The following is a 24,578-nucleotide window of genomic DNA, read 5'->3' on the forward strand; positions in this document are numbered from 1 at the left end:
AATAATCATACAATTTATAAACTGAAATTTTAACGGCAGGTGACTATTTCACTTCCCGGGCAGACTATGCTTACTATTGCCGCCGCCTTCACGCCCGGCCTGAATCGTGCCAGAATAATGACATATTTCGGCTTAAATTGTCGCTGAATCAGGATATTAACCACCCATGAAGGGTAAATATAAAGCCGCGCTTGCGCTGATACTTGCATTGATTCTGCTGCCGCTGTCGCTGCTGCTCACGGTGGCGTACTGGCTGCCGACGCTCGCCGGGATCTGGCTACCACAGGGCACCCGCATTGCGCTGGAGGCCAGCCCGCGCCTGCACAACGGGGCGATTATAATCCCCGATCTTCGTTATCTGGCCGGGGAGTGCGAGCTTGCCAGCCTCAAAGATGCAAGCCTCAGCCATCCGAGCCGCTGGCGGCTTCACCTCGCGGAACTGAATCTCAATCCAGACTGCATCAGCAAGATCCCCGCCGATGATGCGGCTCCCGCCGCACCGCGCACCCTTGAAGAATGGCAGAAAATGCTGCCGAACACCTGGCTGACTATCGACCAGCTTAACGTCACGCCGTGGCTGCAGTATGCGGGGGCGCTGCATCTCTCTTTGACCCCGCAGCAGCAACAGCTGGATTATCAGGGGAAATTGCTCACGCTTTCCGCCACGCTTAAAGGGCAAAACCTGAAAATTAGCGATCTAAAAGTCGGGGCATTCGAAGGGCTTCCGCCGCTTGAGCTGGTGGGTGACCTAACGCTCCCGCTGGTGCCGGATGGCCTGCCGACGGATGGGCAAGTGGCCACGCAGGTGCAAATTCCGCAGGAGCCGGACAGGCTGCACGTGGCCCTGAACTGGCACACTAACGCCGGCAACCTGACGGTGAAAAAATTATCAGGCGACGAGGCCCCGCTGCTGAGCATTCCCTGGCGCCTGAGCGAAAACGCCCTTGAGATTAACGCCGGGCAGTGGCGCTGGCCTTATGAAGGTTTCCCGCTGGGCGGCGGAGTGTCGCTGAAGGTGGATAACTGGCAGGCCGGGCTGGATAACGCCATTTTCACCGGGCGGTTGAATGTGCTGACTCAGGGCGACGCCGGGAAGGGCAACGCCGTGCTTAACTTCGGCCCAGGAAAACTCAGCCTGACCGACAGCGCTTTGCCGCTGCAGCTCACCGGAGAGGCGAAGCAGGACCAGCTGATTTTCTATGCCGCGTTGCCCGGTGAACTGACGGGCGCATTGACCGACCCGTCGCTGCTGTTCCATCCGGGCGCCTTGCTGCGTTCCCGTGGCCGCCTGATTGAAACGCTGAATATTGACGATGTGCGCTGGCCGCTGGCGGGCGTGCGAGTCTCCAGTAAAGGCATCGACGGCAGGCTACAGGCTATCTTACGCGCCCACGACAATGAAATGGGCGCCGTGGAACTGCATCTGGACGGGAAAGCCAATGACTTCCTGCCGGACGCCGGGCTGTGGCAATGGCGCTATTGGGGCAAAGGCAGCTTTACGCCGATGCAGGCAAAATGGGACGTTCGCGGCGTGGGCGAATGGCGTGACAGCGCCATTGAACTGAGTTCGCTGTCCACCGGTTTCGACAAGCTGCAGTACGGCTCAATGCTGATGTCGAAGCCTCGTCTTAGCCTGGACAACCCGCTGCGCTGGGAACGGAACGAAGAAAAAGAGATCTTCACCGGCGATTTCTCTCTGGACGCGGGGGCGACCACCTTTAGCGGCGGCAGCACCTTGCCGCCATCGACGCTTAAATTCAGCGTGGACGGGCAAAACCCGACTGCTTTCCTGTTCAAAGGCAATTTACACGCCGGGAAAATTGGCCCGGTGCGTGTGGTCGGACGCTGGGACGGGGAGCGTCTGAGAGGCAACGCGTGGTGGCCAAAACAGACGCTCACCGTGTTCCAGCCGCTGCTGCCCGCCGACTGGAAAATGGATTTGAAAGGGGGCGATCTCTACGCCCAGGTGGCCTTCTCCGCGGCGGCCGGGCAGGGCTTTGAAGCCGGGGGCCACGGCGTGGTCAAAAGCGGCAGCGTGTGGATGCCGGATAACCAGATTAACGGCGTCGATTTTGTACTGCCGTTCCGCTTTAGCGATTCAACCTGGCACTTTGGCAGGCATAGGCCGGTCACGCTGCGCATTGCTGAAATTCGCAACCAGATAGCGACACAAAACATCACCGCCGATCTGGAAGGCTGGTATCCATGGAGCGAACAGCAGCCGCTGCTGCTGACCAACGTCAATGCGGATGTGCTGGGCGGCAAGATCTCAATGCAGCAATTGCGCATGCCCCAGCGGGACGCGGCGCTTTTACGGCTGCAAGGGCTCTCCTCCAGCCAGCTCGTCACCGCCATCAACCCTAAACAGTTCAGTATGTCCGGGCGCTTCAACGGCGCGCTGCCGCTGTGGCTCAATCACCCGCAGTGGATTATCAAAGACGGCTGGCTGACCAACCCTGGCCCAATGACCTTCCGCATGGACAAAGACATGGCGGATGCCATCGTGGACAACAACATGGCGGCTGGCGCGGCAATCAACTGGCTGCGCTACATGGAGATCTCGCGATCATGGACACAAATCGACCTCGACAACCTCGGCGTGGTCAGGATGCGTTCCAGCGTGACCGGCATCAGCCACGTGGAGGGAAAAACTAACACCGTCAATCTCAACTATACCCATCAGGAAAACCTGTTTACCCTGTGGCGCAGTTTGCGCTTTGGCGATAATTTACAAACCTGGCTGGAAGAGAACGCCGCGCTGCCAACGGCTCGCTGCACCCAGTCCGGTGAAGCCTGTGAGGAACCCAAATGAACTATTTTACCCCTGTGCTGCTGGCATCGGCGGCGCTGATGCTGACAGGCTGCACGCCGCGCATTGAAGTGGCCGCCCCTAAAGAGCCGATCACCATCAATATGAACGTCAAAATCGAACACGAAATCCACATCAAAGTGGATAAAGACGTTGAAAGCCTGCTTAAAAACCGTAGCGATCTGTTCTGAGAAGGGGAACGGCGATGAACTCTATGATTAAAAGCGTGCTGCTGGCTGGCCTGTTGTTCAGCACATCCGTGATGGCGCTGACCCTAAACGAAGCGCGTGAGCAGGGGCGGGTGGGCGAAACGCTAAGCGGCTATATTGCGCCCATCAAGCAGGATCCGGAGACGCTGGCACTGGTACAAAGCATCAATGAAGGTCGCGCCCAGCACTATCAGCAGCTGGCGGACACCAACAATGTCTCGCTCAATGAGGTTGCTCGCCTGGCTGGTCAGAAGCTGGTGGACAGGGCTCCTGCCGGAGAATACGTCCGCGGGCTGAACGGGCAGTGGATGAAGAAGTAGCTTTATGTCTATTCCCCCTCATTTGTCTTCCCTCTCTCCCTTTGGGAGAGAGCCGGGGTGAGGGTTGCCTTTCAGGCTGATTGAAAACGCTTGCGATACTCCCCCGGCGACACGCCAAACCTGCCCTTAAACGCCGTTGAAAAATGGCTGTGATCGGCAAATCCCCAGCTGTAGCCAATCCCCGCCAGTTTTTCACTGTGGCTGGCCGTGCGCAGCGCCTGGGCGCAGAGATCCAGTCGGCGATTCTTAATGTATTGCGCCACAACCAGGCCTTTATCGGCAAACAGTCGGTAAAGGCTGCGTACCGACATCCCCGACTCGGCGGCGATCCACTCCGGGCGCAGCGTTTCGGACTGAATATGGTCATCAATCAGCGACATGACTTTCTGCAGGTGGCGGTCGCGCTTTGAGCCCGGCAGGCTGTGCTGAATCAGCGCCGGCGCGAGCAGGCAGGCAATCGCTTCGAGCGTGGCTTCACTTTCTCCGCCACTGAGCCCCTCGCTGCCCATACTTTCACGCAGCAAGCTGTGACTCAGGCGCACAACAGGCATCTCTGCGGAGAGTCTTTGTGCGCAGGGGACTTCGCCCTGGCGAAGGTGCTGTTCCAGCAGATGGCGCGGCAGTAAAAGCGAAACCTGCTTCGCCCCGTCGGTATAGGTAAAACAGCTGGGGCGGCCAGCATCAATCAGCGTAATATCACCCTGAGTAAGCACGGCCTGGCGATCGCCTTGCTCCATGACGGCTTCGCCCTCCAGCTGAAAAACGGTATAAAACCAGGCGTCGTTGCTTTGGGTCACTTCCTGCTTTGTACGCAGCAGGCGTGCCTGGTTAATTTCCACCACGCTAAGTTTAATGGCATGGGTAAGGTGTTCGCTCAGGCTGCCGTGAAACCCGCTCTCCAGCGCCGCACCTGAAAAACGACCACATGCGCGATTCACCTGGTCAAGCCATTTTTCGAATCGCTCGTTGCACTGTTTTTCTGCCATATATCCTCACTGATTGCCGCCAGAAGCCAATAACTATAGGTAAACGTGATTCAAAAAAAGAATCATCATCAACATTTGTGTAGCGTGTCACAGCCAGCAAAGCGAATGTCAGCCGGAGAAAACCCTAACCTCAACATAGCGCCTAGAATGAAGGTGGGCTACACGATAATGACCTTGATAAGGAGATGCTATGACCGAGCCAGAAACGGTAAGCGTGCTGGGCTGTGTGCGCCAGTTTCTTCAGCGTTCACATGGGCTGTACATTGACGGCCGCTGGCAGGCGTCAGACAGCGAAGGGCGCCTGCCGGTCTTTAACCCGGCGGACGGGCTGCAAATTTCCAGCAGTGCCGACGCCAGCGCCTCGGATGTCGACCGCGCGGTAACGTCTGCCTGGCGTGCCTTCAGCAGCGGCGTATGGGCCAACATGCTGCCTGCCGGGCGGGAGCGGATCCTGCTGCGGTTTGCCGACCTGCTTGAGCAAAACACGGAAGAACTGGCGCAGCTTGAAACGCTGGAGCAGGGCAAGTCCATTAACATCTCTCGCGCATTTGAAGTGGGCTGCACGCTGAACTGGATGCGCTATACCGCAGGCCTGACAACGAAAATCAGCGGCCAGACGCTGGATGTTTCTATCCCGATGCCGGAAGGGGCGCGCTATCAGGCCTGGACGCGCAAAGAACCCGTGGGGGTCGTGGCCGGGATCGTGCCGTGGAACTTCCCGCTGCTTATTGGCATGTGGAAAGTGATGCCGGCGCTGGCGGCAGGCTGCTCGATTGTCGTTAAACCATCAGAAACTACGCCGCTAACGCTGCTGCGTATGGCCGAACTGGCTACAGAAGCAGGCGTGCCGGACGGCGTATTTAACGTCGTCACCGGCAGCGGCTCCGGCTGCGGTAAAGCCCTGACCGAACATCCACTGATTGCCAAAGTCAGCTTCACCGGCTCGACGGCGACGGGCAAAGGCATTGCCAAATCAGCAGCGAACAGGCTAACGCGCGTCACGCTGGAGCTGGGGGGGAAAAACCCGGCAATCGTATTGAAAGATGCCGACCCGGCGATGGTGATTGCAGGCTTAATGGCGGGCAGCTTCCTTAACCAGGGGCAGGTGTGCGCCGCCAGTTCGCGGATCTATATCGAAGCCCCGCTGTTCGACACGCTGGTGAGCGGCTTTGAGCAAGCGGTGAAATCGCTGCAGGTGGGGGCGGGCATGAACCCAGCGGCCCACATCAACCCGCTGGTATCGAAAGTGCAACAGGAAAAAGTGGCCGGATATCTGGCGCAGGCGCAAGAGCAGCGCGCGGAGCTAATCTCCGGGAATTCAGGCCCGCAGGGCAGCGGCTACTATATTGCCCCAACGCTGGTAGTGAACCCTGCCGCCTCTCTGCGCCTTGCCAGAGAAGAGGTCTTTGGCCCGGTGGTTAACCTCGTGCGCGTGGCGGATGCGGAAGAAGCCTTGCGACAGGCCAACGACAGCGACTACGGCCTGACGGCAAGTCTGTGGACCAACAACCTGCAGGCGGCAATGCAGTACACTGGCCGTATACAGGCGGGCACTGTCTGGGTGAACAGCCATACGCTAATCGACGCGAATATGCCGTTTGGCGGCATGAAGCAGTCGGGCTACGGGCGTGATTTTGGCCCGGACTGGCTTGACGCCTATACCGAAACCAAAACCGTATGCGTGCGTTACTGAACGTTGGCACATTTCGGTACTTATCACGTCCCGGAATAAGTTGCCGCTGGTAATCTGCAGGTCCCCTCCCGCGAGGGAAGATCGTTGTCCGATCTTGACCATTAATCTTGATAAGAAATGTTGCTACCTTCAGACCGGGTTTCCCCCCGGTCTTTTTTTTGCATTTTTTTGTCAAGAAGACGTTATTTTAGTCATGAAATGATTTTTTTCCGTGACGATCGCCCAGGGTTAACATCTGCCCAACGCCCTTATTTTGCGTAGAACTTGCGACAATGTAACATTTATGGAAAAACAACCAAAAATGAGCAGCACGGATTTATTGAAGAACTTCGCTGGAATGTAAAATTGATGTAAATCAATGCTTATGCCATAAGCTTATGAATTATAACTATTAGCTATTTATCACGATGTCTCTATTCACGAGATCAATCGATCTGTTTTTTCAGAGCACCTCCTTTTGAGTAACATACTATTAACAATAAATCATTGGTGAGGTTAATTTTTATTTGGTAGGATTTTTCTTAAGGATGATTCGGAAAAAGGATCTAAGTGATTTGCTCCGCAGGACTAAATAAGTCATATTGCGTAACGCCTTTATATAAAGAGGCAGCGTGAAATCATGACCTTCATTTATTAAGAAGACATGAAAGCGGTCGACAGCTTTCTACCTCTTTATAGTCACAACGTCTCGCTCCAGAAATAAACGGGGCGCCATAATGTGGGCGTTTTAATTCAACCATTACAGTCGTTTAAATACATCAGCTACTCATCCGTGCCTGTTTATTCCCAATGCAGGAAGGAGCAACATCATCCTGATTATTTAATGGATAAGGATATTGCCGTTTATGCTTCAGTCTTATTCCCTGCCGGTCGCGATGCTTGCCGTTATTTTTTTCGGCAGCGGCATGCGGGTGAATGCCGCACCAGCGCCGGCCTGGGCCACAGCACCCGGCATCGCGCAAACGGCAACCCTCACGCTGAACGAAAGTATTCTGTTCGCTCTTGACCGCGATCCTGCCGTTTCTCAGCAGGCAGCTCAGTTCGGGATTGGTCAGGCGCAGATTGATCAAGCCCGAAGCGCCTGGATGCCGCAGATCTCCCTCAGCGGCAGCACCGGGCATTCGCGTACCACGGACTCCAGCGGTTCCCTCAAGAACTCGGCTGCCTACGGGCTTAGCCTGACGCAGCTGGTGTATGACTTTGGGAAAACCAGCAGCAATATTAGTCAGCAGGAGAGCCAGCGTGAGAGCTATCGCTACCAGCTTATGGCGACGTTGACCGGTGTGGCAGAAAAAACGGCGCAGGCCTATGTCGATGTGAAGCGTAACCAGGCGCTGATCGCGGCAACGACAGAGAGTATTGCCGCGCTGCAAAACGTCAACACCATGGCAAAACTGCGGGCGGATGCCGGGCTGAGCTCGAGTTCGGACGTGCTGCAAACCCAGACTCGCATTGCCGGTATGCGCTCAACGCTTGAACAATATCAGGCGGCGCTCCAAAGCGCGAAAGCGAGACTGGCGGTATTAACCGGAATCAACGCCGCGCAATATCAGGCCATGCCGGTACGCCTGGCGCTTGAACAGGAACCGCTCGACAACATTGATTACTCGCTGATCCCGAGCGTGCTGGCGGCGGAGGCCATGCGTGAGTCTTCAGGGTATGCCGTAGAGAAAGCGAAATCGGGCCACTGGCCCACGTTGAGCCTGAAAGGCGGACGCACTCGTTACCAGTCCAACAACAGCGCGTACTGGGACGATCAGATTCAGCTGAGCGTGGACGCGCCTATCTATCAGGGTGGGGCGGTCTCCGCCCAGGTCGAGCAGGCTCAGGGAGCCAGACGTATTGCGGCTTCTCAGGTTGAGCAGGCGAAATTCGACGTGCTGCAAAAAGCGTCCGTGGCAATGGCTGACTGGAACGGGGCCAGAGGCCGTGAAACGGCGGGAAAACTCCAGCTGGAAAATGCCCGACGCGCGCGGGAAGTTTATAAAAATGAATATAAATTAAGCAAACGCAGTCTCAACGACTTATTAAGCGTGGAGCAGGATGTGTTCCAGGCGGCCTATGCACAAATTAATGCGGACTTCGACGGCTGGCAGGCGGCAGTAAATTACGCTGCCGCCGTTGATAATCTATTGCCCCTGACAGGCGTCGAGAAAAATGCCGCCTCGAAATTACCGGATTTGAAATAAATGGTGTGAAAGTAGTGGCTTAGCCCCGCCACATAAAAATAATTTGATGTGAAATGAGATCCGGAATTCTCAGGGGTTTCCACATCCAAAAATTAATACCGTATGCCTCGTTCCGGCATATATAAGGAGAAGTGCTATGAGTAAGATTCTTGAAGTTATTTCCCGCAAGGACGCAGAGAAAACCCTGGTAACAGGCGATGGGAATCTCTCTGTGTCGCTTTCATCCCCCTCTGTCATTCAGATTCACGGCAGCGCTAAAGATGTGGCGCACTATCTGCGTCAGGGCAACGATCTGCTGGTATACATGAAAGACGGCAGCGTTATTCGCTGCAATGGCTATTTTGTGGAGGAAGAAGGGCGGTCTGGGCACCATTCAGAACTGGTGTTTGATGACGGCAAGGCACTGACGCATATCACTTTCGACGAAGCGGGCGCCGCGGTTGGCACCCAGGGCACGGCTTTAACGGCAACCTCCGTCCCCATTGAATCCATTGCACCATTCATGGACGGCTCTGCGCTCGGCGATGTGCCGTGGGGCTGGGTTGCAGGTGCCGTGGCCGGGGGCGCGGGTATCGGGGCGCTGCTGGCACACGGCGGCGGGAAGTCACACACCACCGTTATCGACAATACCAAAGAGGTCGAAAGCGCCCGGCCAACGTTCACGGTTACCGACAACAAAGGCGACAGCAAAGGGCTGCTGAGCAGCAACGCGGTGACCGATGACGCAACGCCAACCTTCAGCGGCTCCGGACAGCCGGGAGCCACTATTCAGGTCAAAGACAGCAACGGCAACACCATTGCCAGCACCATGGTCGACAGCAACGGCAACTGGAAAGTGCTGCTGAGCGAGCAGCCGGACGGGACGCACACCTGGAGCGTGGTGCAAATCGACGGCAATAAAGTCACCTCTGCCGGGGATATTACCCTCAATGTTGTTACCGCTCAGGCTTCACTGACCGTCGCGACGACGGCAGGCGACAATATGATCAACGCGGCGGAGCAGGCAAATGACGTTATCATCAGCGGCAGTTCGCAGGCGCTGGCCAGCGGCACGGCGTTAACCCTCACCCTGAACGGGAAAACTTACAGCACAACCGTAGGTAGCGACGGCAGCTGGAGCATAACCGTGCCTGCAGCCGACGCCAAAAACCTGGCGGACGGGAGCTGGACGGTAGCCGTGAGCGGGAAAGACGCCGCAGGCAACAATGTCACTGCCAGTGAAACGCTGGTGGTGGACACGAAAGCGCCTGGGCTGACGGTAAATGCCATCGCCGACGACAACATCATTAATGCGGTTGAACACGGCGCGGCGGTGATCATCGGCGGTAAAACTGACGCTGAAGCCGGGCAGGTGGTCACGCTTAAGCTGAACGGCAAAACCTATACCGCAACGGTAAGCGCAGACGGCAGCTGGAGCATGACCGTGCCGGCGGGTGATGTGCAGACTATGGCGGACAATAGCTACACGCTGAACTTCAGCGTCAGCGATAAAGCGGGCAACACCACCACCACTAACGCGTCCCTGCTGGTAGACACCACGCCGCCGGAAGCCAGCGTCAATACCGTGGCCGGGGATGATATTCTCAGCGTCAGCGAACAGGGTCAGGCACAGATCATTTCTGGCACCAGCCGTGGCGCAGCCCCTGGAGACAAGGTCACCGTTTCTATTGGAGGAGAAACCTTCCAAACCAGCGTGCAGCAGGACGGCAGCTGGAGCGTGGGCGTACCCAAAGAAATTATTTCATCGCTGCCGGAAGGCACAAATACCGTTACCGTAACCATCACCGATGCGGCGGGAAACAGTGGCCGAGTAGACCATGACATCACCGTCAGCTCTACGCCGCCAGCGGTTGCCTTCCATCCGATAAGCCAGGACAACGTGCTGAACGCCATTGAGGCGACTCAGCCGTTAACGCTGAGCGGCACCAGCAATTTACCGGACGGCAGCACCGTCACCGTCAGGCTGAATAACGTCAATTATACTGCGGACGTTCAGGGCGGTGTCTGGCAGGTTCAGGTACCCGTTGAGGATGTCGTCAAGCTGGGCGATACCACTTACACGCTGAGCGTCAGCGGCACGGACAGTACGGGAAATACGGGGACGGCGAATGCGACGCTGCTGGTTGATACGGCACTGCCTACGGTAGTGGTGTCGACCTTCGCGGGCGACAACCGCATCAACAACAGCGAAATCGCTAACGACCAGACGCTGAGCGGGCGAGTCACCGGCGCGCGTGAAGGCGACACGGTTACCCTTAACGTAGGTGGAAAAAACTACACCACCAAAGTACAAAGCGATTTGACCTGGAGCATCACTGTTTCTGCGGGCGACCTGCAGGCGCTGGGCGATGGCGATGTCTCCGTGGTTGCGTCCGTGACCAACGGTCACGGCAATACCGGCCGGGGCGACAGCAGCTTTAATATCAACGCTCAGCTCCCGGGGCTGCGCATCAATACCGTGTCCGGGGATGACGTGATTAACGCCATCGAGCAGCATCAGGATTTGACGGTGAGCGGCACCAGCTCACACCTCAACGCCGGGACAATTATTACCGTACGCGTGAAAGGCGTGGATTACCCGGCGGCTGTAAGCGCCACCGGCACCTGGCAAATAGGGATCCCGGCAAGCGATCTGGCCAGCTGGCCGAACGGTAAGCTGGACATTAGCGCCAGTTCTGCCGATGAATGGGGCAACCCGGTTGCGGCCTCCCGCCCGGTGGACGTTGACCTGAACTCCGTCGCTATCTCCATCAACAGCGTGACCAGCGATGACATGCTGAATGCGGTTGAGAAGGCCGCAGATCTTACCCTGGGCGGGAAAACTCAGGGCGTAGAAACCGGGCAAACTGTAGTCATTAAATTTGCCGGGCACACCTACACCACAACCGTTAACGAAAACGGTGACTGGACGTATACCGTGCCAGCGGCGGATATGCGCGACATGATTGATGGCCGAGCAGAAGTATCCGTGAGCGTTACCAATGCCAGCGGTAATAGCGCCAGCGGCGCAAGGGAAGTGCTGGTCGATACCCAGCCACCGTCAATCACGCTCCACAGCGTCACGGCTGACAATATTCTTAATCATGCCGAAGCGGCACAAGACCTGGTCATCACCGGTACCAGCACCGCACAGCCGGGGCAAACGGTCACCGTGAACCTCAATAACCAAAGCTACACCGGCCAGGTGCTGGCCGATGGCACATGGAGCATCACCGTGCCGGTTTCAGACCTGGCTAATCTAACCGACGGTAACTGGTCTATCAGCGCCAGCGTCAGCGACATAGCAGGCAACCCGGCCAGTATCAACCACGGCATGCTGGTCGATACCACCGTGCCGGTGGTCACCATCAATGTTTTCGCTGGCGATAACATCGTTAACCGCACCGAACATTCCCAGGCGCAGATCTTGTCCGGTAAAGCCACCGGCGCGGCCGCGGGCGACAGCGTTAAAGTCACCGTTAACGGCGTCGAGTATTCTACGGTGCTGGACGCCGGTGGAAACTGGAGCATTGGCCTGCCTGCAGAGGTGATAGGCGGTCTGGCAGACGGCAAATATACCGCAACGGTCGCGGTGACGGATAAAGCAGGCAACGTCGGCGGCAGCTCGCTGGCGTTTGATGTTGCTACCGGACTGCCGCAAATCACCATCAATGTCATCGCGCAGGATGACGTGATTAACGCGGCAGAAAAGAGCGCAGAAGTTACCATTAGCGGGACCAGCAACCAGCCGGACGGGACACAAATCACCGTGAATCTGAACGGTGTTGACTATGCTGCCGTCGTTAACGGCAGTGCCTGGAGCGTTAAGATCCCGGCGCCGGACGTCGCAAAATTGGGTGAAGCTAACTATACCGTTAACGCATCGGTCACGGATGCCAGCGGTAACAGCAATTCTGCCAGTCACAGCGTGCTGGTCGACAGCTCGCTGCCTGTCATCACTATTAATACCGTCGCGGGCGACAACATCATTAACCTGGCGGAGGTTAACGCCGGACAGGTGCTCAGCGGCAGCGCGTTCAACGCGGCGGCAGGAGATGAAGTTACCGTCATTCTTGGCGGTAAAAGCTATACGGTTACCGTCCAGAGCGACCTGAGCTGGAGTTTGCCGCTGAGCAAAGAGATGCTCACCGCGCTGGGCGATGGTGAGCTTACCGTTCACGCCTCCGTCACCAACGGGCGCGGTAACACCGGCAGCACGGATCATGACATCACGATCGCAGCCCAGCTGCCGGGCCTGCGTATTAATACTATCGCGGGCGATGACGTGATCAACCTCGCGGAGCATAGCCAGGATCTCATTGTCAGCGGCACCAGCATTGGCCTCAACGCGGGTAGCGTGGTGACCGTGACGCTAAACGGCAAAGACTATCTGGCAACGGTAAACGCCGACGGCACCTGGCGCGCCGCCGTACCGGGAAGCGACGTTAGCCGCTGGCCTGACGGCGTGCTGACGGTAACCGCAAAAGCAGAGGATGGCGCCCAAAATCCGGTCAGCATCGACGGTATCGTGGATGTCGATTTAGCGCCGGTGTCCATCAGCGTGAATAGCGTCACGGCCGATAACGTGCTGAACGCGGCAGAAAAAGGCAGCGATCTGGTGCTCTCCGGCTTGACCACTAACGTTGAGCCGGGCCAGACCGTCAGCATTACCTTCGCCGGGCATCGCTATACCACCGTCGTGAATGACGACGGGAGCTGGCGCTATACCGTACCAGCCGCCGACATGGTAAAACTGAAAGACGGTGATGCCCAGGTGACCGTCAGCGTCAGCAACGTGAACGGTAACCCGGCAAACGCCGCCCAGGAATACAGCGTGGACGCCAGCGCGCCAACGCTACTTATCGATCCGCTGAGCGGGGATAACCTGCTTAACGCCGCAGAAGCGAAGCAGCCGCTGATTGTCAGCGGCAGCAGCAGCGCAGAGCCGGGACAGGACGTTACGGTGACGCTGAATAACGTCAACTATACCGCGACCGTTGGCGCCGATGGCCGCTGGAGCGTCAGCGTTCCGGCCAATGATTTAGCCGCGCTCAAGGACGGCATCATCACCGTCAGCGCCTCCGTGGCTGACAAAGCAGGTAACCCTGCAAACGCCGATCGCGGCATGCTGGTTGATATTACCGAGCCGAAGCTGACTATCGATACCGTGGCAGGCGATGACATCATTAATGCCAGCGAGCATAACCAGGCCCACACCGTGAGCGGCACCAGCACCGGAGCTGCTGCGGGGGATGTGGTTACCGTCGTGGTGACCAACGGGCAGGGAACGTCGTTCACCTTCACCACAACGCTTGATGCCGGGGGTAACTGGAATGTCGGCATCCCGGCGTCGGTCATTAATGGCCTGTCGGACGGCAGCTACACCATCACCGCCAGCGTCACCGATGCGGCTGGCAACAGCGGCAGCGCCGATCGCGGCCTGAGCGTGAATACCGCGCTGCCGGCGATCTCGATTGCCGCCATTGCGGTGGATGACGTTATTAACGCGACGGAAAAGGGGCAGGACCTTGTGCTTTCCGGGACCAGCAACCAGCCCGCTGGCACCCTCATCACCGTCACCCTGAACGGGATTACTTACCAGGCCGTGGCCGGAACCGACGGCAGCTGGAGCACAACGATTCCGGCTTCTGCCGTCAGCAAGCTGGGTGAGGCTAATTACACGGTGACCGCGGCGGTAACCGACGCCCACGGCAATAGCAATAGCGACAGCCACAGCGTGCAGGTCGATAGCGCCTTGCCAACCGTTACTATCAACAACGTCACCAGCGACAATATTCTCAATATCACGGAAATCGCCAGCGGCCAGACGCTCAGCGGCCTCGTCACCGGGGCGGTAAAAGGTGACATTGTCACTATTAATCTCGGCGGCAAGCTGTATCAGGCGACCGTCCAGGACGATTTGAGCTGGAGCCTGTTGGTTTCCAAAGAGATCCTCACCGCGCTGGGCAACGGCGAGCTGACCATTACTGCTTCTGTGACCAACGGACACGGCAACACCGGCAGCGGCAGTCGCGATATTGTTATCGACGCGAACCTGCCGGGGCTGCGCGTGGGCACCGTCGCGGGCGATGACGTGATTAACGCCATCGAGCATAACCAGAACCTGATCATCAACGGCACCAGCACCGGCCTCAGCGCGGGCAGCGCGGTAACCGTAACGATTAATGGTAAAGACTACGCGGCAACCGTTCGCGCGGACGGCAGCTGGCAGGCCGCCGTACCGGGAGAAGATGTCGCTCGCTGGGCAGAAGGTGCCGTCACCATTGAGGTGAAGGGCAGCAGCGGCGCGGGAAATGATGTGGCTATCCAGCATCAGGTTACCGTCGATCTCAGCGAAGTGGTGATCGGCATTAACGCCATAACCGGCGATAATGTACTGAACGCTGCTGAAAAGAGCGCCAACCTCGAACTCTCCGGCACGACGCAAAACGTAGAGCCAGGGCAAACCGTCAGCATTACCTTTGCCGGGCACACCTACACCGCCACGGTTCAGGCGGACGGCAGCTGGAAGTACACCGTCCCGGCGGCGGATATGGTGAACCTGAAAGAGGGTGACACCATCGTTCAGGTGAGCGTGACCAACAAAAATGGCAACAGCACAGAAGCGGCGCAAAACGTCAGCGTCGACAGCCTTGCTCCGACCCTGACCGTGGATCCTGTCAGCCAGGATAACCTGCTGAATGCCGCAGAGGCTAAGCAGGATCTGATTATCAGCGGAACCAGTACCGCAGAGGCGGGCCAGACCGTGACCGTGCAGCTGAACGGCGAAAGCTATCAGGCAACGGTAAAGGCAGACGGAAACTGGAGCCTGACCGTACCTGCATCGGACGTCGGTAAACTGGTTGATGGTAACGTCACCGTCACCGCAAGCGTGGAAGACCGCGCGGGTAACCCGGGCAGCGCCAGCCGCGACGTGCTGGTTGATAAAACCGTGCCTGAAGTGACCATCGGCACCGTCGCTACTGACGACGTGATTAACCAGACCGAACACGGCCAGGCGCAGGTGATCTCCGGTACCAGCACCGGCGCGCAGGCTGGCGATATTGTTACCGTTACGCTAGGCGGTAAAAGCTACACCGGCGTAGTGGACGCGAGCGGGAACTGGAGCGTCGGCATCCCGCGGGCGGATATCAGCGCGCTGGGCGATAACACCTACACCGTGACGGCCTCCATCACCGACAAAGCGGGCAATACCGGCGATGCGATTCATAGCGTCAAGGTCGATACCGCGGCACCAACCCTGACCATCGACATTATTGCGGGGGACAACATCCTCAATGCCGATGAGAAAACCGGGGATGTCATCATCAGCGGTTCCTCTACCGGGCTGGCGAGCGGGAGCGCCGTCACCGTACATCTGAACGGTAAAAACTATGCCGCTACCGTGGGCGACGACGGCAAATGGTCCACCACCGTACCAGCAGGCGACGTGGGCAAACTTGGCGAGGCCTTCTATGAGGTTTCCGTCAGCGCCAGCAACGGCGTGGGTAACGCTGGCAGCCAGAGCAGCACGCTGGAAGTCGCCTCTACGCTGCCGGGCGTTATTATCAATGCCGTGGCGATCGACGACATTATCAATGCCTCCGAGCTGGCCGCTGGCCAGACGATCACCGGGCGCGTGACCGGCGTGCAGGCCGGCGCAGACGTGACTATTAACATCGGCGGCGTCAACTATACCGCGAAGGTGCAAAGCGATCTCACCTGGAGCCTGGCCCTTAGCCAGGATGTGCTGACCGCACTGGGCGACGGCTCGCTTAAAATTAATGCTTCCGTGACGGACGGCGCGGGTAACACCGGTACCGGCTCTCGCGAAGTCACTATCGACGCGGCCCTGCCGGGCATCCGGATTAATACCATTGCGGGCGATGACGTTATCAACGCCATTGAACATGGCCTGAACCTGGTCATCAACGGCACCAGCCGTGGCCTGAGCGAAGGCAGTGCGGTAACTGTGACCATCAACGGTAAAGACTATGCCGCGACGGTACGTGCCGACGGCAGTTGGCAGACTGTGGTGCCAGGAAACGAAGTCAGCCAGTGGCAGGCCGGGGATATTATCGTTTCGGCAGGCGGAACCAGCAGCTCAGGCAACCCGGTGTCCATCGATCACACCGTCAATGTTGATCTCAGCGCGGTGGCGATAACCATCGGCCAGATTGCCGGGGACGACGTGCTGAACGCTGCCGAGAAGGGCGCTGATTTATTGCTGTCCGGGGCAACACAGAATGTGGAGGCCGGGCAGACCATCACCATTACCTTTGCCGGGCACACCTACACTACTCAGGTAGCAAGCGACGGTAGCTGGACATTCACCGTCCCGGCTAATGATATGAAAGGGTTGAAAGACGGCGAGACTTCTGTGGAAGTTAGCGTCGCTAACGTGAGCGGTAACGGAGCATCGGCCGGGCGTGAAATCAGCGTGGATACCGCAGCCCCGACCCTGCAAATCAACACTATCGCCGGGGATGACGTGCTCAATGCAGCCGAGGCCGGGCAGCCGCTGGTCATCAACGGTACCAGCAATGCGGAGCCGGGCCAGACCGTGACCGTGAAGCTGAACAATGAAACTTATACCGGCACCGTGCAGGCTGACGGAACGTGGAGCATAACCGTTCCGGCGGAGAAAGCTTCTGCGCTTGGTGACGGCGTCTATTCCGTTGCAGCCAGCGTCAGCGATGCCGCAGGCAACCACACCTCCGCAAACCATAACTTCAGCGTGGACGTCACCGTGCCGACCATCTCCTTTGGTGTGGTTGCGGGCGACGATGTGATTAACCTCGCCGAGCACGGGCAGGCACAAATTATCTCCGGTTCCAGCAGCGGCGCTGCGGCAGGGGACAAAATTACCGTGACCATTGGCTCCAACAGCTGGACCACCACCGTGGACGCTGCGGGCAACTGGAGCATTGGCGTCCCGGCCAGCGTCGTCAGCCAGCTGGCGGACGGCACCGTCACTATTCACGCCAGCCTGACGGATGCAGCAGGTAATACGGGGATCGGTAGCCATGACGTTGTGGTCAATACCGGTTTACCGTCGCTCAGCTTCAATCCGTTAAGCGGTGACAACGTGCTTAACGCCAGTGAAAAAGGGGAAACATTAACCCTGAGCGGGACCAGCGCTAATCTGGCCCCGGGCACTGCGGTTATCGTCACGCTGAACGGTAAAAATTATACCGCCACCACCGACGCCAGCGGTAACTGGAGCGTTGACGTTCAGCCGGGCGATCTGGCCGGGCTGGGCGAAGCCAACTATACGCTGACCGCTACCGCAACAAGCGCTATCGGCAACAGTGCCAGCACTCACGCCAGTTTGTTGGTAGACACCGCCGCGCCGGGCGTCACGATTAATCCAGTGACCGCAGACAACGTCCTTAACGCGTCTGAAATCGCAGCAGGCCAGACTCTGAGCGGAAAAGTCAGCAATGCGGCAGCCGGCGACACAGTCACGATCAATCTGGGGGGGAAAACCTACACCGCGACGGTGCAGAGCGATCTGAGCTGGAGCCTCGACCTGCCTGCTAGCGTGCTTACCGCCCTGGGGAACGGAAAACTCACCGCCACGGCCTCGGTCACTAACGGGCACGGCAACAGCGGCACGGCAGAACGTGAATTTACCATTGATGCCAGCCTGCCGGGTCTTCGGATCCACACCGTGGCGGGGGACGATGTGATCAACGCCATTGAACACAATCAGAACCTGATTGTTAGCGGAAGCGCTAGCGGTATGAGCGCAGGCAGTACCGTGACCGTCACCATCAACGGCAAAGGCTACCTGGCAACGGTGAGCGCCAGCGGAACCTGGTCGGCCGCCGTACCTGCGGAAGATGTCAGCCAGTGGGCGGCAGGCAATGTCACTGTTACTGCCGCTGGCAGCAGTAGCGCGGGGAACCCGATCTCTATCGATCGCATGGTGAATGTCGACCTCAGTCCGGTTGCGGTCAGCGTTGACGCTATCACAGCAGATAACGTGCTTAACGCGGCTGAGAAAGGGGCCGATCTGGTTCTTTCAGGTAAGACCCAGAACGTTGAGGCCGGGCAAAACGTCACCATTCTTTTCGGCGGGCACACCTATACGGCGCAGGTTGCGGCCGACGGGAGCTGGAGTTACACCGTGCCAGCAGGCGATATGGCTGGGCTGAAGGATGGCGATGCGTCAGTAAAAGCTACCGTGACTAACGTGAACGGCAACGGAGCCAGCGCAGAGCGTGAGTTCAGCGTGGATGCCACGCCGCCGGGGCTTGCCATTGACCCCATTGCCACGGACAACGTTATTAATGCCGCAGAGGCAGGCGCGGGCGTCGTCGTCACCGGAACGTCAAACGCGGAAGCCGGACAGACGGTCACGCTGACCCTGGACGGAAAAACCTATACTGGCGTAGTGAAAGCGGACGGCACCTGGAGCGTAACGCTTGATGCTACAGCCCTGGGGAGCCTGGCAGATAACAACTATCAGCTTAGTGCGAGCGTCAGCGATGCGGCGGGTAACGGATCAACCAGCAGCAAAACGATAACGCTAGACACCACCGCGCCGACGATCGGCTTTAACGTCGTGGCGGGTGACGACATCATCAACTTTGAAGAGCACGCTCAGGCGCAGATTATCTCTGGCTCCAGCAGCGGCGCAGCGGCAGGGAATAAAATTGTTATTACCCTCAACGGCACTCAGTATGTCACCCAGATAGATGCCAACGGCAACTGGAGCATAGGCGTCCCGGCTTCGGCGATTTCATCGCTGAAAAACGGCACGGCAACGATTACCGCCACGCTCACCGACAGCGCCGGCAACGAGGGCACTAACACCCATACGGTTGAGGTTAACGCCGTCCGTGTCGGGCTAACCATCGGGACTATCAGCGATGACGACGTGATTAACGCCGCAGAATCTCAGCAGGATTTGGTTATCGGCGGAGGTAGCGCTGAACTGACCGTGGGCACTCAGGTGACCGTTACGCTGAACGGCGTACAGTACCACACCACTGTTCAACAAGGCGGCGGCTGGAGCGTTACCGTGCCGGCGAATCAGGTACAAAACCTGGTGCACGGTAACGGCTACACGGTCGTGGCATCGGCGACGGACGGCGCAAATAACGCCACTTCGGCAAGCCATAACATCACCATAGACACCGCAGCGCCGGTCATCACCCTCGCCGATATCTCCGGTGACAACGTGATCAACGCGGCGGAACAGCAGCTGCCGTTAACCATTCGCGGTACCAGCAGCGCGGAAGCCGGGCAAAAAGTGACCGTTAAGCTGGGAAGCGGGAGCTACGACGCTACGGTGCAGGCGGACGGCTCCTGGAGCGTGACCGTTGCCGCGGACGACCTGGCGAAGCTTACCGACGGTGACTTCAACGTTAGCGCCTCCGTTCAGGATAAGGCAGGAAACCCGGGCAGCGCGGATCGTACTTTGACGGTGGACACCACCCCGCCAACCATCACCTTTAACAAGGTGGCGGGGGACGACATCATCAACAGCGCCGAGCAGCAGGCAGGCCAGGTCATTAGCGGCACCACTGACGCTCAGCCTGGGCAGACGGTAACCATCACCTTCAATAATCACTCTTATAAGGCGGTGGTGAGCGACACCGGAACATGGTCTGTGACCGTCCCGGCACAGGACTTCCTGGGCGCGACAGACGGCAGTTACCAGATTTCCGCCAGCGTTAGCGATAAAGCCGGGAACAGCAGCAGTGCGAATAAGCAGGTGACCCTGAACGGCGAGGTGCCGACCATCAGCGTCAATGACTTCGCGCAGGACAACATTGTCAGCGCCGCAGAACACGGCACTCGGCTGGTGATAAGCGGCGTGACCAACGCGCCTGCGGGCCAGACGGTGACTATCACCCTGAATAATCAGAGCTATACCACCACGGTCAACGGCGACGGCACATGGAGCTACACCCTCGGCAGCGGTGCGGTTTCCGCGCTGGTCGATGGCGGCTCGTATGTGATTCATGCCAGCGTCAGCAACAGCATCGGTAACAGTGCGGGAGCAGACCGCACCGTCACGGTGGACACCACACCGCCGCAGATGACCATTACCATTGACGCTCTGCAAAACGACACCGGGCTGAGCAAGACTGACTTTATTACCTCCGATAACAAGGTGGTGGTGAAAGGTTCCCTGAGCGCGGCACTCGGCAATAACGAAAAGGCGCAGATAAGCCTCGACGGGGGATCCAGCTGGATTGACCTTGTGGTTAACGGCAAATCCTGGAGCTATGCCGACGGGCGCACGCTGCCGGACGGTATCGTGACCTATAACGTACGCGTCATCGACAATGCCGGCAACGTGGGCTCGACGGCAACGCAAAACGTAACTATTGATACTGTTGCGCCGGATGCCAGTAAAACCATTACCGTTGAGGCCATTACCCAGGATACGGGTCTCGATGCGCACGACTTTATTACCAGTGACAATACGCTGACCATTAGCGGCAAGTTAGGGGGAACGCTGGCGGCCGGTGAACATGCCCAGATCAGTATTGATGGCGGAAAAACCTGGGTTGACGTGAGTATCAGCGGCACCACATGGAGCTACATCGATAGCCGCACGCTGGCCGACGGGGATTATCTCTATCAACTGCGCGTGATTGATGATGCGGGCAATATCGGGGCAACCACCAGCCAGTTGGTCACCGTTGATACCGTGGCACCGGATGCGAGCAAATCCGTCACCATTGACCGCATTGCCGACGATACAGGGCTGAGTAATAGCGACTTTGTCACCAGCGACACCTCGCTGACTATCCACGGTTCTCTGGGCGCTTCACTGCTGGACGGCGAATATGTGCAGATAAGCATGGACGGCGGCCTCACCTGGAAAACGGTCACCACGGTAGGCACAACCTGGTACTTTACCGACGGGCGAACGTTAACCGACGGCACGTATCAATACTATGTTCGCGTGGTCGACGCTGCGGGTAATGTCGGGCAGAGCGCTTCTCAGACGGTAACGGTAGACACCACGCCGCCGGATGCGGCTATCACCGTTACCGTGGACAGCATCACCACCGACAGCGGCTTCAGCAACAGCGACTTTATCACCAACGATAACACGCTGACGCTGAACGGCTCACTTGGCGCGGTGCTTGGCAAAAATGAATATGTTCAGGTGAGCTTCGACGGCGGAGCCAGCTGGGTTAACGCCACGTCCGTCAACGGGACAAGCTGGAGCTATACCGATGGCCGCCAGCTTGCGGACGGTAACCACACCTGGCAGGTTCGCGTTGTCGACCTTGCCGGAAACGTGGGAGCAACCACCAGCCAGACGGTAACGGTAGATACCGTCGCGCCAACCTACGGCATCACCATCGACAGTATTTCGGATGATACCGGGCAGAGCGCCAGCGACTTTATCACTATGGATACCACGTTGACCCTGAACGGCACCCTGGGCCACGCCCTTGCCAGCGACGAGCGCGTGCAAATCAGCCTGGACGGCGGTCAGAGCTGGGTGGATGCCGTGGTGAACGGCACGGCGTGGCATTACGTGGATGGACGTACTTTGCCGGACGGCGACCATCTTTATCAGGTGCGGATTATCGATCAGGCCGGAAACGTGGGTTCAACCGCAGCCCAGGTTGTCACCGTTGATACCGTGGCGCCGGATACCGTCGGCACTATCGTCAGCTATACGGATAATGACGGCGAGCGTACCGGTAATTTCGACAGCAGCTACTCCACCGACGATACCTCGCCGGTGCTGAACGGTACGCTGAACCATGCGCTGGCCGACGGTGAAATTGCCCAGATCTTCCGCGATGGCGTGCTGGTAGGCAAGGTGACCATTACCGGCGGTACAAGCTGGACCTTTGCGGATTCTGGCCTGCTGGACGGAAATTACCACTATGTTCTGCGCGTGACGGACAAAGCGGGGAACTACACCGAGTCGAACGACTTCACGCTGACGGTCGATACCTCGGTGCCGACGACAATTGCCCACGTAGATGCGGTATCGACTTCAGATACCACGCCGATTCTCACCGGGGATGTCAGTGCCCAACTGATGAATGGTGAATTCGTGGTCGTGACCGTGAATGGCAAAACGTACAGCTCCGAGCGCGGAGGCCCGGTGGTGGTCGATCCTTCGTCTAACCGCTGGTATCTGCAAATTCCTGACAGCGACCTGCTGGGGCTGAACAGCTACAACGTCACCGCCCAAGTGAAGAGCAGCGCGGGTAACGGCAACAACACCGGGATCCAGACAGGATCGCTGGTCGTGCATGCCGAAACGGCCAATGACACCAGCTGGGCGAACACGGCGGGCAATGCGAACAACAGCGCCAGCACGTTAATGCTCAACAATAACGGCCTGTGGACGCTGGTGACCAATACCTCGGTATACAACGGCACGGATCTGAACAGTTACACCCAGACGTCGCTGCCTAATACGCGTGCGAATACCGTCAGCTACACCGCGCTGGACTTTGACCGTAACGGCACCGTTGATATCTACGGCACGGAAACCACTTACGGCAACGCGGTACAGACCATGTGGATCGCCAACGCCAATGGCACTTATACCACCAGTACCCAGGCCAACGGCACCACGATCTGGTACGGCGGCGTTATCGCCTATGACAAAAACGGCGATGGTTATGTCGACCTGGCCTACGGTGACGCCGGGGGCGACTCCAGAACCTACCTGATTAACAACAAGGGTAGCATGGTGGCCGACGGGACCAATGGCAACGGCGGCTTGACCGGCGTCAGCTACCGCGAACTGTCCGGCGTGGACATCAACAATGACGGTAACATCGATATTGTTCAGCATACCAACAGCAACGGGACCAGTGCGCTGAGCGTGATTTCTAACAACGGCAGCAAGCTGACGACCCTGCAGTCTATTGCCAACGTGTTTGTCGATAACGCGGCGAACACGACGACCGCTGCCTCCATGACGTGGGCCGACTTCAACGGCGATGGCTACCTGGATCTCTATATCGCCACCGGTCGGAGCGTGACCTCTGCGACGGTGAATTACAGCGGGAAGATTTTCTACAACGATGGCAATGGTCAGTTGAACAGCAACTACACCAGCGTGGAGTCTACGTCGACGGCGGCTAACGCGGGCTATATGTCCGTGGCCGTGGACTGGGACGGTGATGGCGACATGGATATTGTTAAGTTTTCCACCTACGGCACCAGTCAGACAGCGCGTCTGTTTAGCAACGACGGCACCGGCAAAAACTGGACCGAAAGCCAGCTCGCAAAAGGACTGGTTAACGTCACGGGCGTTGCGGTGGCGGACTACGACTGGAACGGTACTCAGGATCTGCTGGTGTCTCAGCAAAACGGGAAAGTGGTGTTGGTGGCCAACACCAACACCATCGCCCCGGGTACCGCGATGCACCTGCGCATTGTCGACAGTGAAGGGATCAACGTCTTCTACGGCAATACCGTCCGGCTGTATGACTCTGCCGGGAAGCTGGTTTCGACGCAGATTATCAACGCCCAGTCGGGCATTGGGGCGAACGACGCGTCGGCGCTGGTGAGCTTCTACGGCCTCAACCCGAATGAAACCTACCATGCCGAGCTGGTCAGAGCGATTAACGGCGTCACCAGCAATGTGACGTGGAATGGGCTAACCGCCGGAGACGGGAAAGAAAGCTATGCCCTGACGGCGGAGGCCGCCACCGGCGTTCACGGCGGCACGCTGAACGGCACTGGCTATAACGATACCTTTATCGCCGAGCAGGGAACCTACGTCTATAACGGCGGCGGCGGCTGGGAAACTTCATCCGATCACCAGACCTGGAGCGCGACGGGCGGGATGGATGTGGTTGACTTCCGTAACTCCGGGGTAGGTATCACCGTTGATCTGGGTAAAACCGGGGCGCAAAACACCGGCTTTAACACGGCAACCTTCACCAACATCGAAGGGATCGTCGGCTCCAGCCATGACGACGTGATCACCGGCAATAGCGGGAACAACACCTTCGAAGGCGGCGGCGGCAACGACACCTTCAACATCGGCAGCGGCGGCCACGATACGTTGCTCTACAAGCTGTTGAACAGTTCGGATGCCACCGGCGGCAACGGCCATGATGTGGTGAACGGCTTCAGCGTGGGAACCTGGGAAGGTACGGCGGACAGCGACCGTATTGACCTTCGTGAGCTGCTGCAGGGCAGCGGCTACGCCGGGGACGCATCGGCGCATTACATCAATGGCGTTGCGCAGTTGGGGGCCGGGGCGGGCAATATCGGGGACTACATCAAAGTGGTGCAGAACGGCAGCAGCACTGAGATTCAAATTGACCGCGACGGTAAGGGCGGCGTCTTTGACCCGACCACGGTAGTCACGCTCAACGGGGTACAAACCGATCTCGCCACGCTGCTGGCTAACCACCAACTATTAGTTATCTAGCCC

The 24,578-nt window shown here is 58.1% G+C and carries 7 protein-coding genes; 6 read left to right on the forward strand and 1 reads right to left on the reverse strand.

The features are described 5' to 3' along the window. Positions 1-166: 166 nt before the first annotated feature. The 3 genes from WFK85_RS06540 to WFK85_RS06550 are packed head-to-tail and all read left to right on the forward strand — an operon-like array spanning position 167 to position 3,338. Positions 167-2,812, forward strand: a complete 2,646-nt coding sequence (locus tag WFK85_RS06540) for a YdbH family protein (protein ID WP_336707258.1) — start codon at positions 167-169, stop codon at positions 2,810-2,812. Continuing rightward, the gene (locus WFK85_RS06545) at positions 2,809-3,000 is read left to right on the forward strand and encodes a YnbE family lipoprotein (RefSeq protein WP_008461390.1); all 192 of its coding nucleotides are present in this window, start codon (positions 2,809-2,811) and stop codon (positions 2,998-3,000) included. The genes WFK85_RS06540 and WFK85_RS06545 overlap by 4 nt, the downstream gene beginning before the upstream one ends. Positions 3,001-3,014: 14 nt before the next feature. Beyond that, positions 3,015-3,338 (forward strand): YdbL family protein, encoded by a 324-nt coding sequence (locus WFK85_RS06550; protein WP_008461392.1) that lies wholly within the window; start codon positions 3,015-3,017, stop codon positions 3,336-3,338. Positions 3,339-3,409: 71 nt separating this feature from the next. On the opposite strand, the gene feaR is transcribed toward WFK85_RS06550, so the two are convergent. Next, positions 3,410-4,324, reverse strand: coding sequence for a transcriptional regulator FeaR (gene feaR, locus WFK85_RS06555; RefSeq protein ID WP_336707256.1), 915 nt, complete (start codon positions 4,322-4,324; stop codon positions 3,410-3,412). Positions 4,325-4,514: 190 nt separating this feature from the next. Between feaR and WFK85_RS06560 the strand changes: the two genes are divergently transcribed. From WFK85_RS06560 to WFK85_RS06570, 3 genes are all read left to right on the forward strand, one after another. Further along, positions 4,515-6,017: an aldehyde dehydrogenase family protein gene (locus WFK85_RS06560; RefSeq protein ID WP_166992159.1), complete on the forward strand. Its 1,503-nt coding sequence runs from the start codon at positions 4,515-4,517 to the stop codon at positions 6,015-6,017. Between the two features lie 845 nt (positions 6,018-6,862). Further along, positions 6,863-8,206: a TolC family outer membrane protein gene (locus WFK85_RS06565; RefSeq protein WP_008461396.1), complete on the forward strand. Its 1,344-nt coding sequence runs from the start codon at positions 6,863-6,865 to the stop codon at positions 8,204-8,206. A gap of 136 nt (positions 8,207-8,342) precedes the next feature. Next, the gene (locus WFK85_RS06570) at positions 8,343-24,575 is read left to right on the forward strand and encodes an Ig-like domain-containing protein (RefSeq protein WP_336707254.1); all 16,233 of its coding nucleotides are present in this window, start codon (positions 8,343-8,345) and stop codon (positions 24,573-24,575) included. The last annotated feature ends 3 nt before the right edge of the window (positions 24,576-24,578 follow it).

It is taken from the genome of Cedecea sp. VD22 (assembly GCF_037150195.1).
In the GTDB taxonomy this organism is placed as follows: Bacteria; Pseudomonadota; Gammaproteobacteria; order Enterobacterales; family Enterobacteriaceae; genus Cedecea.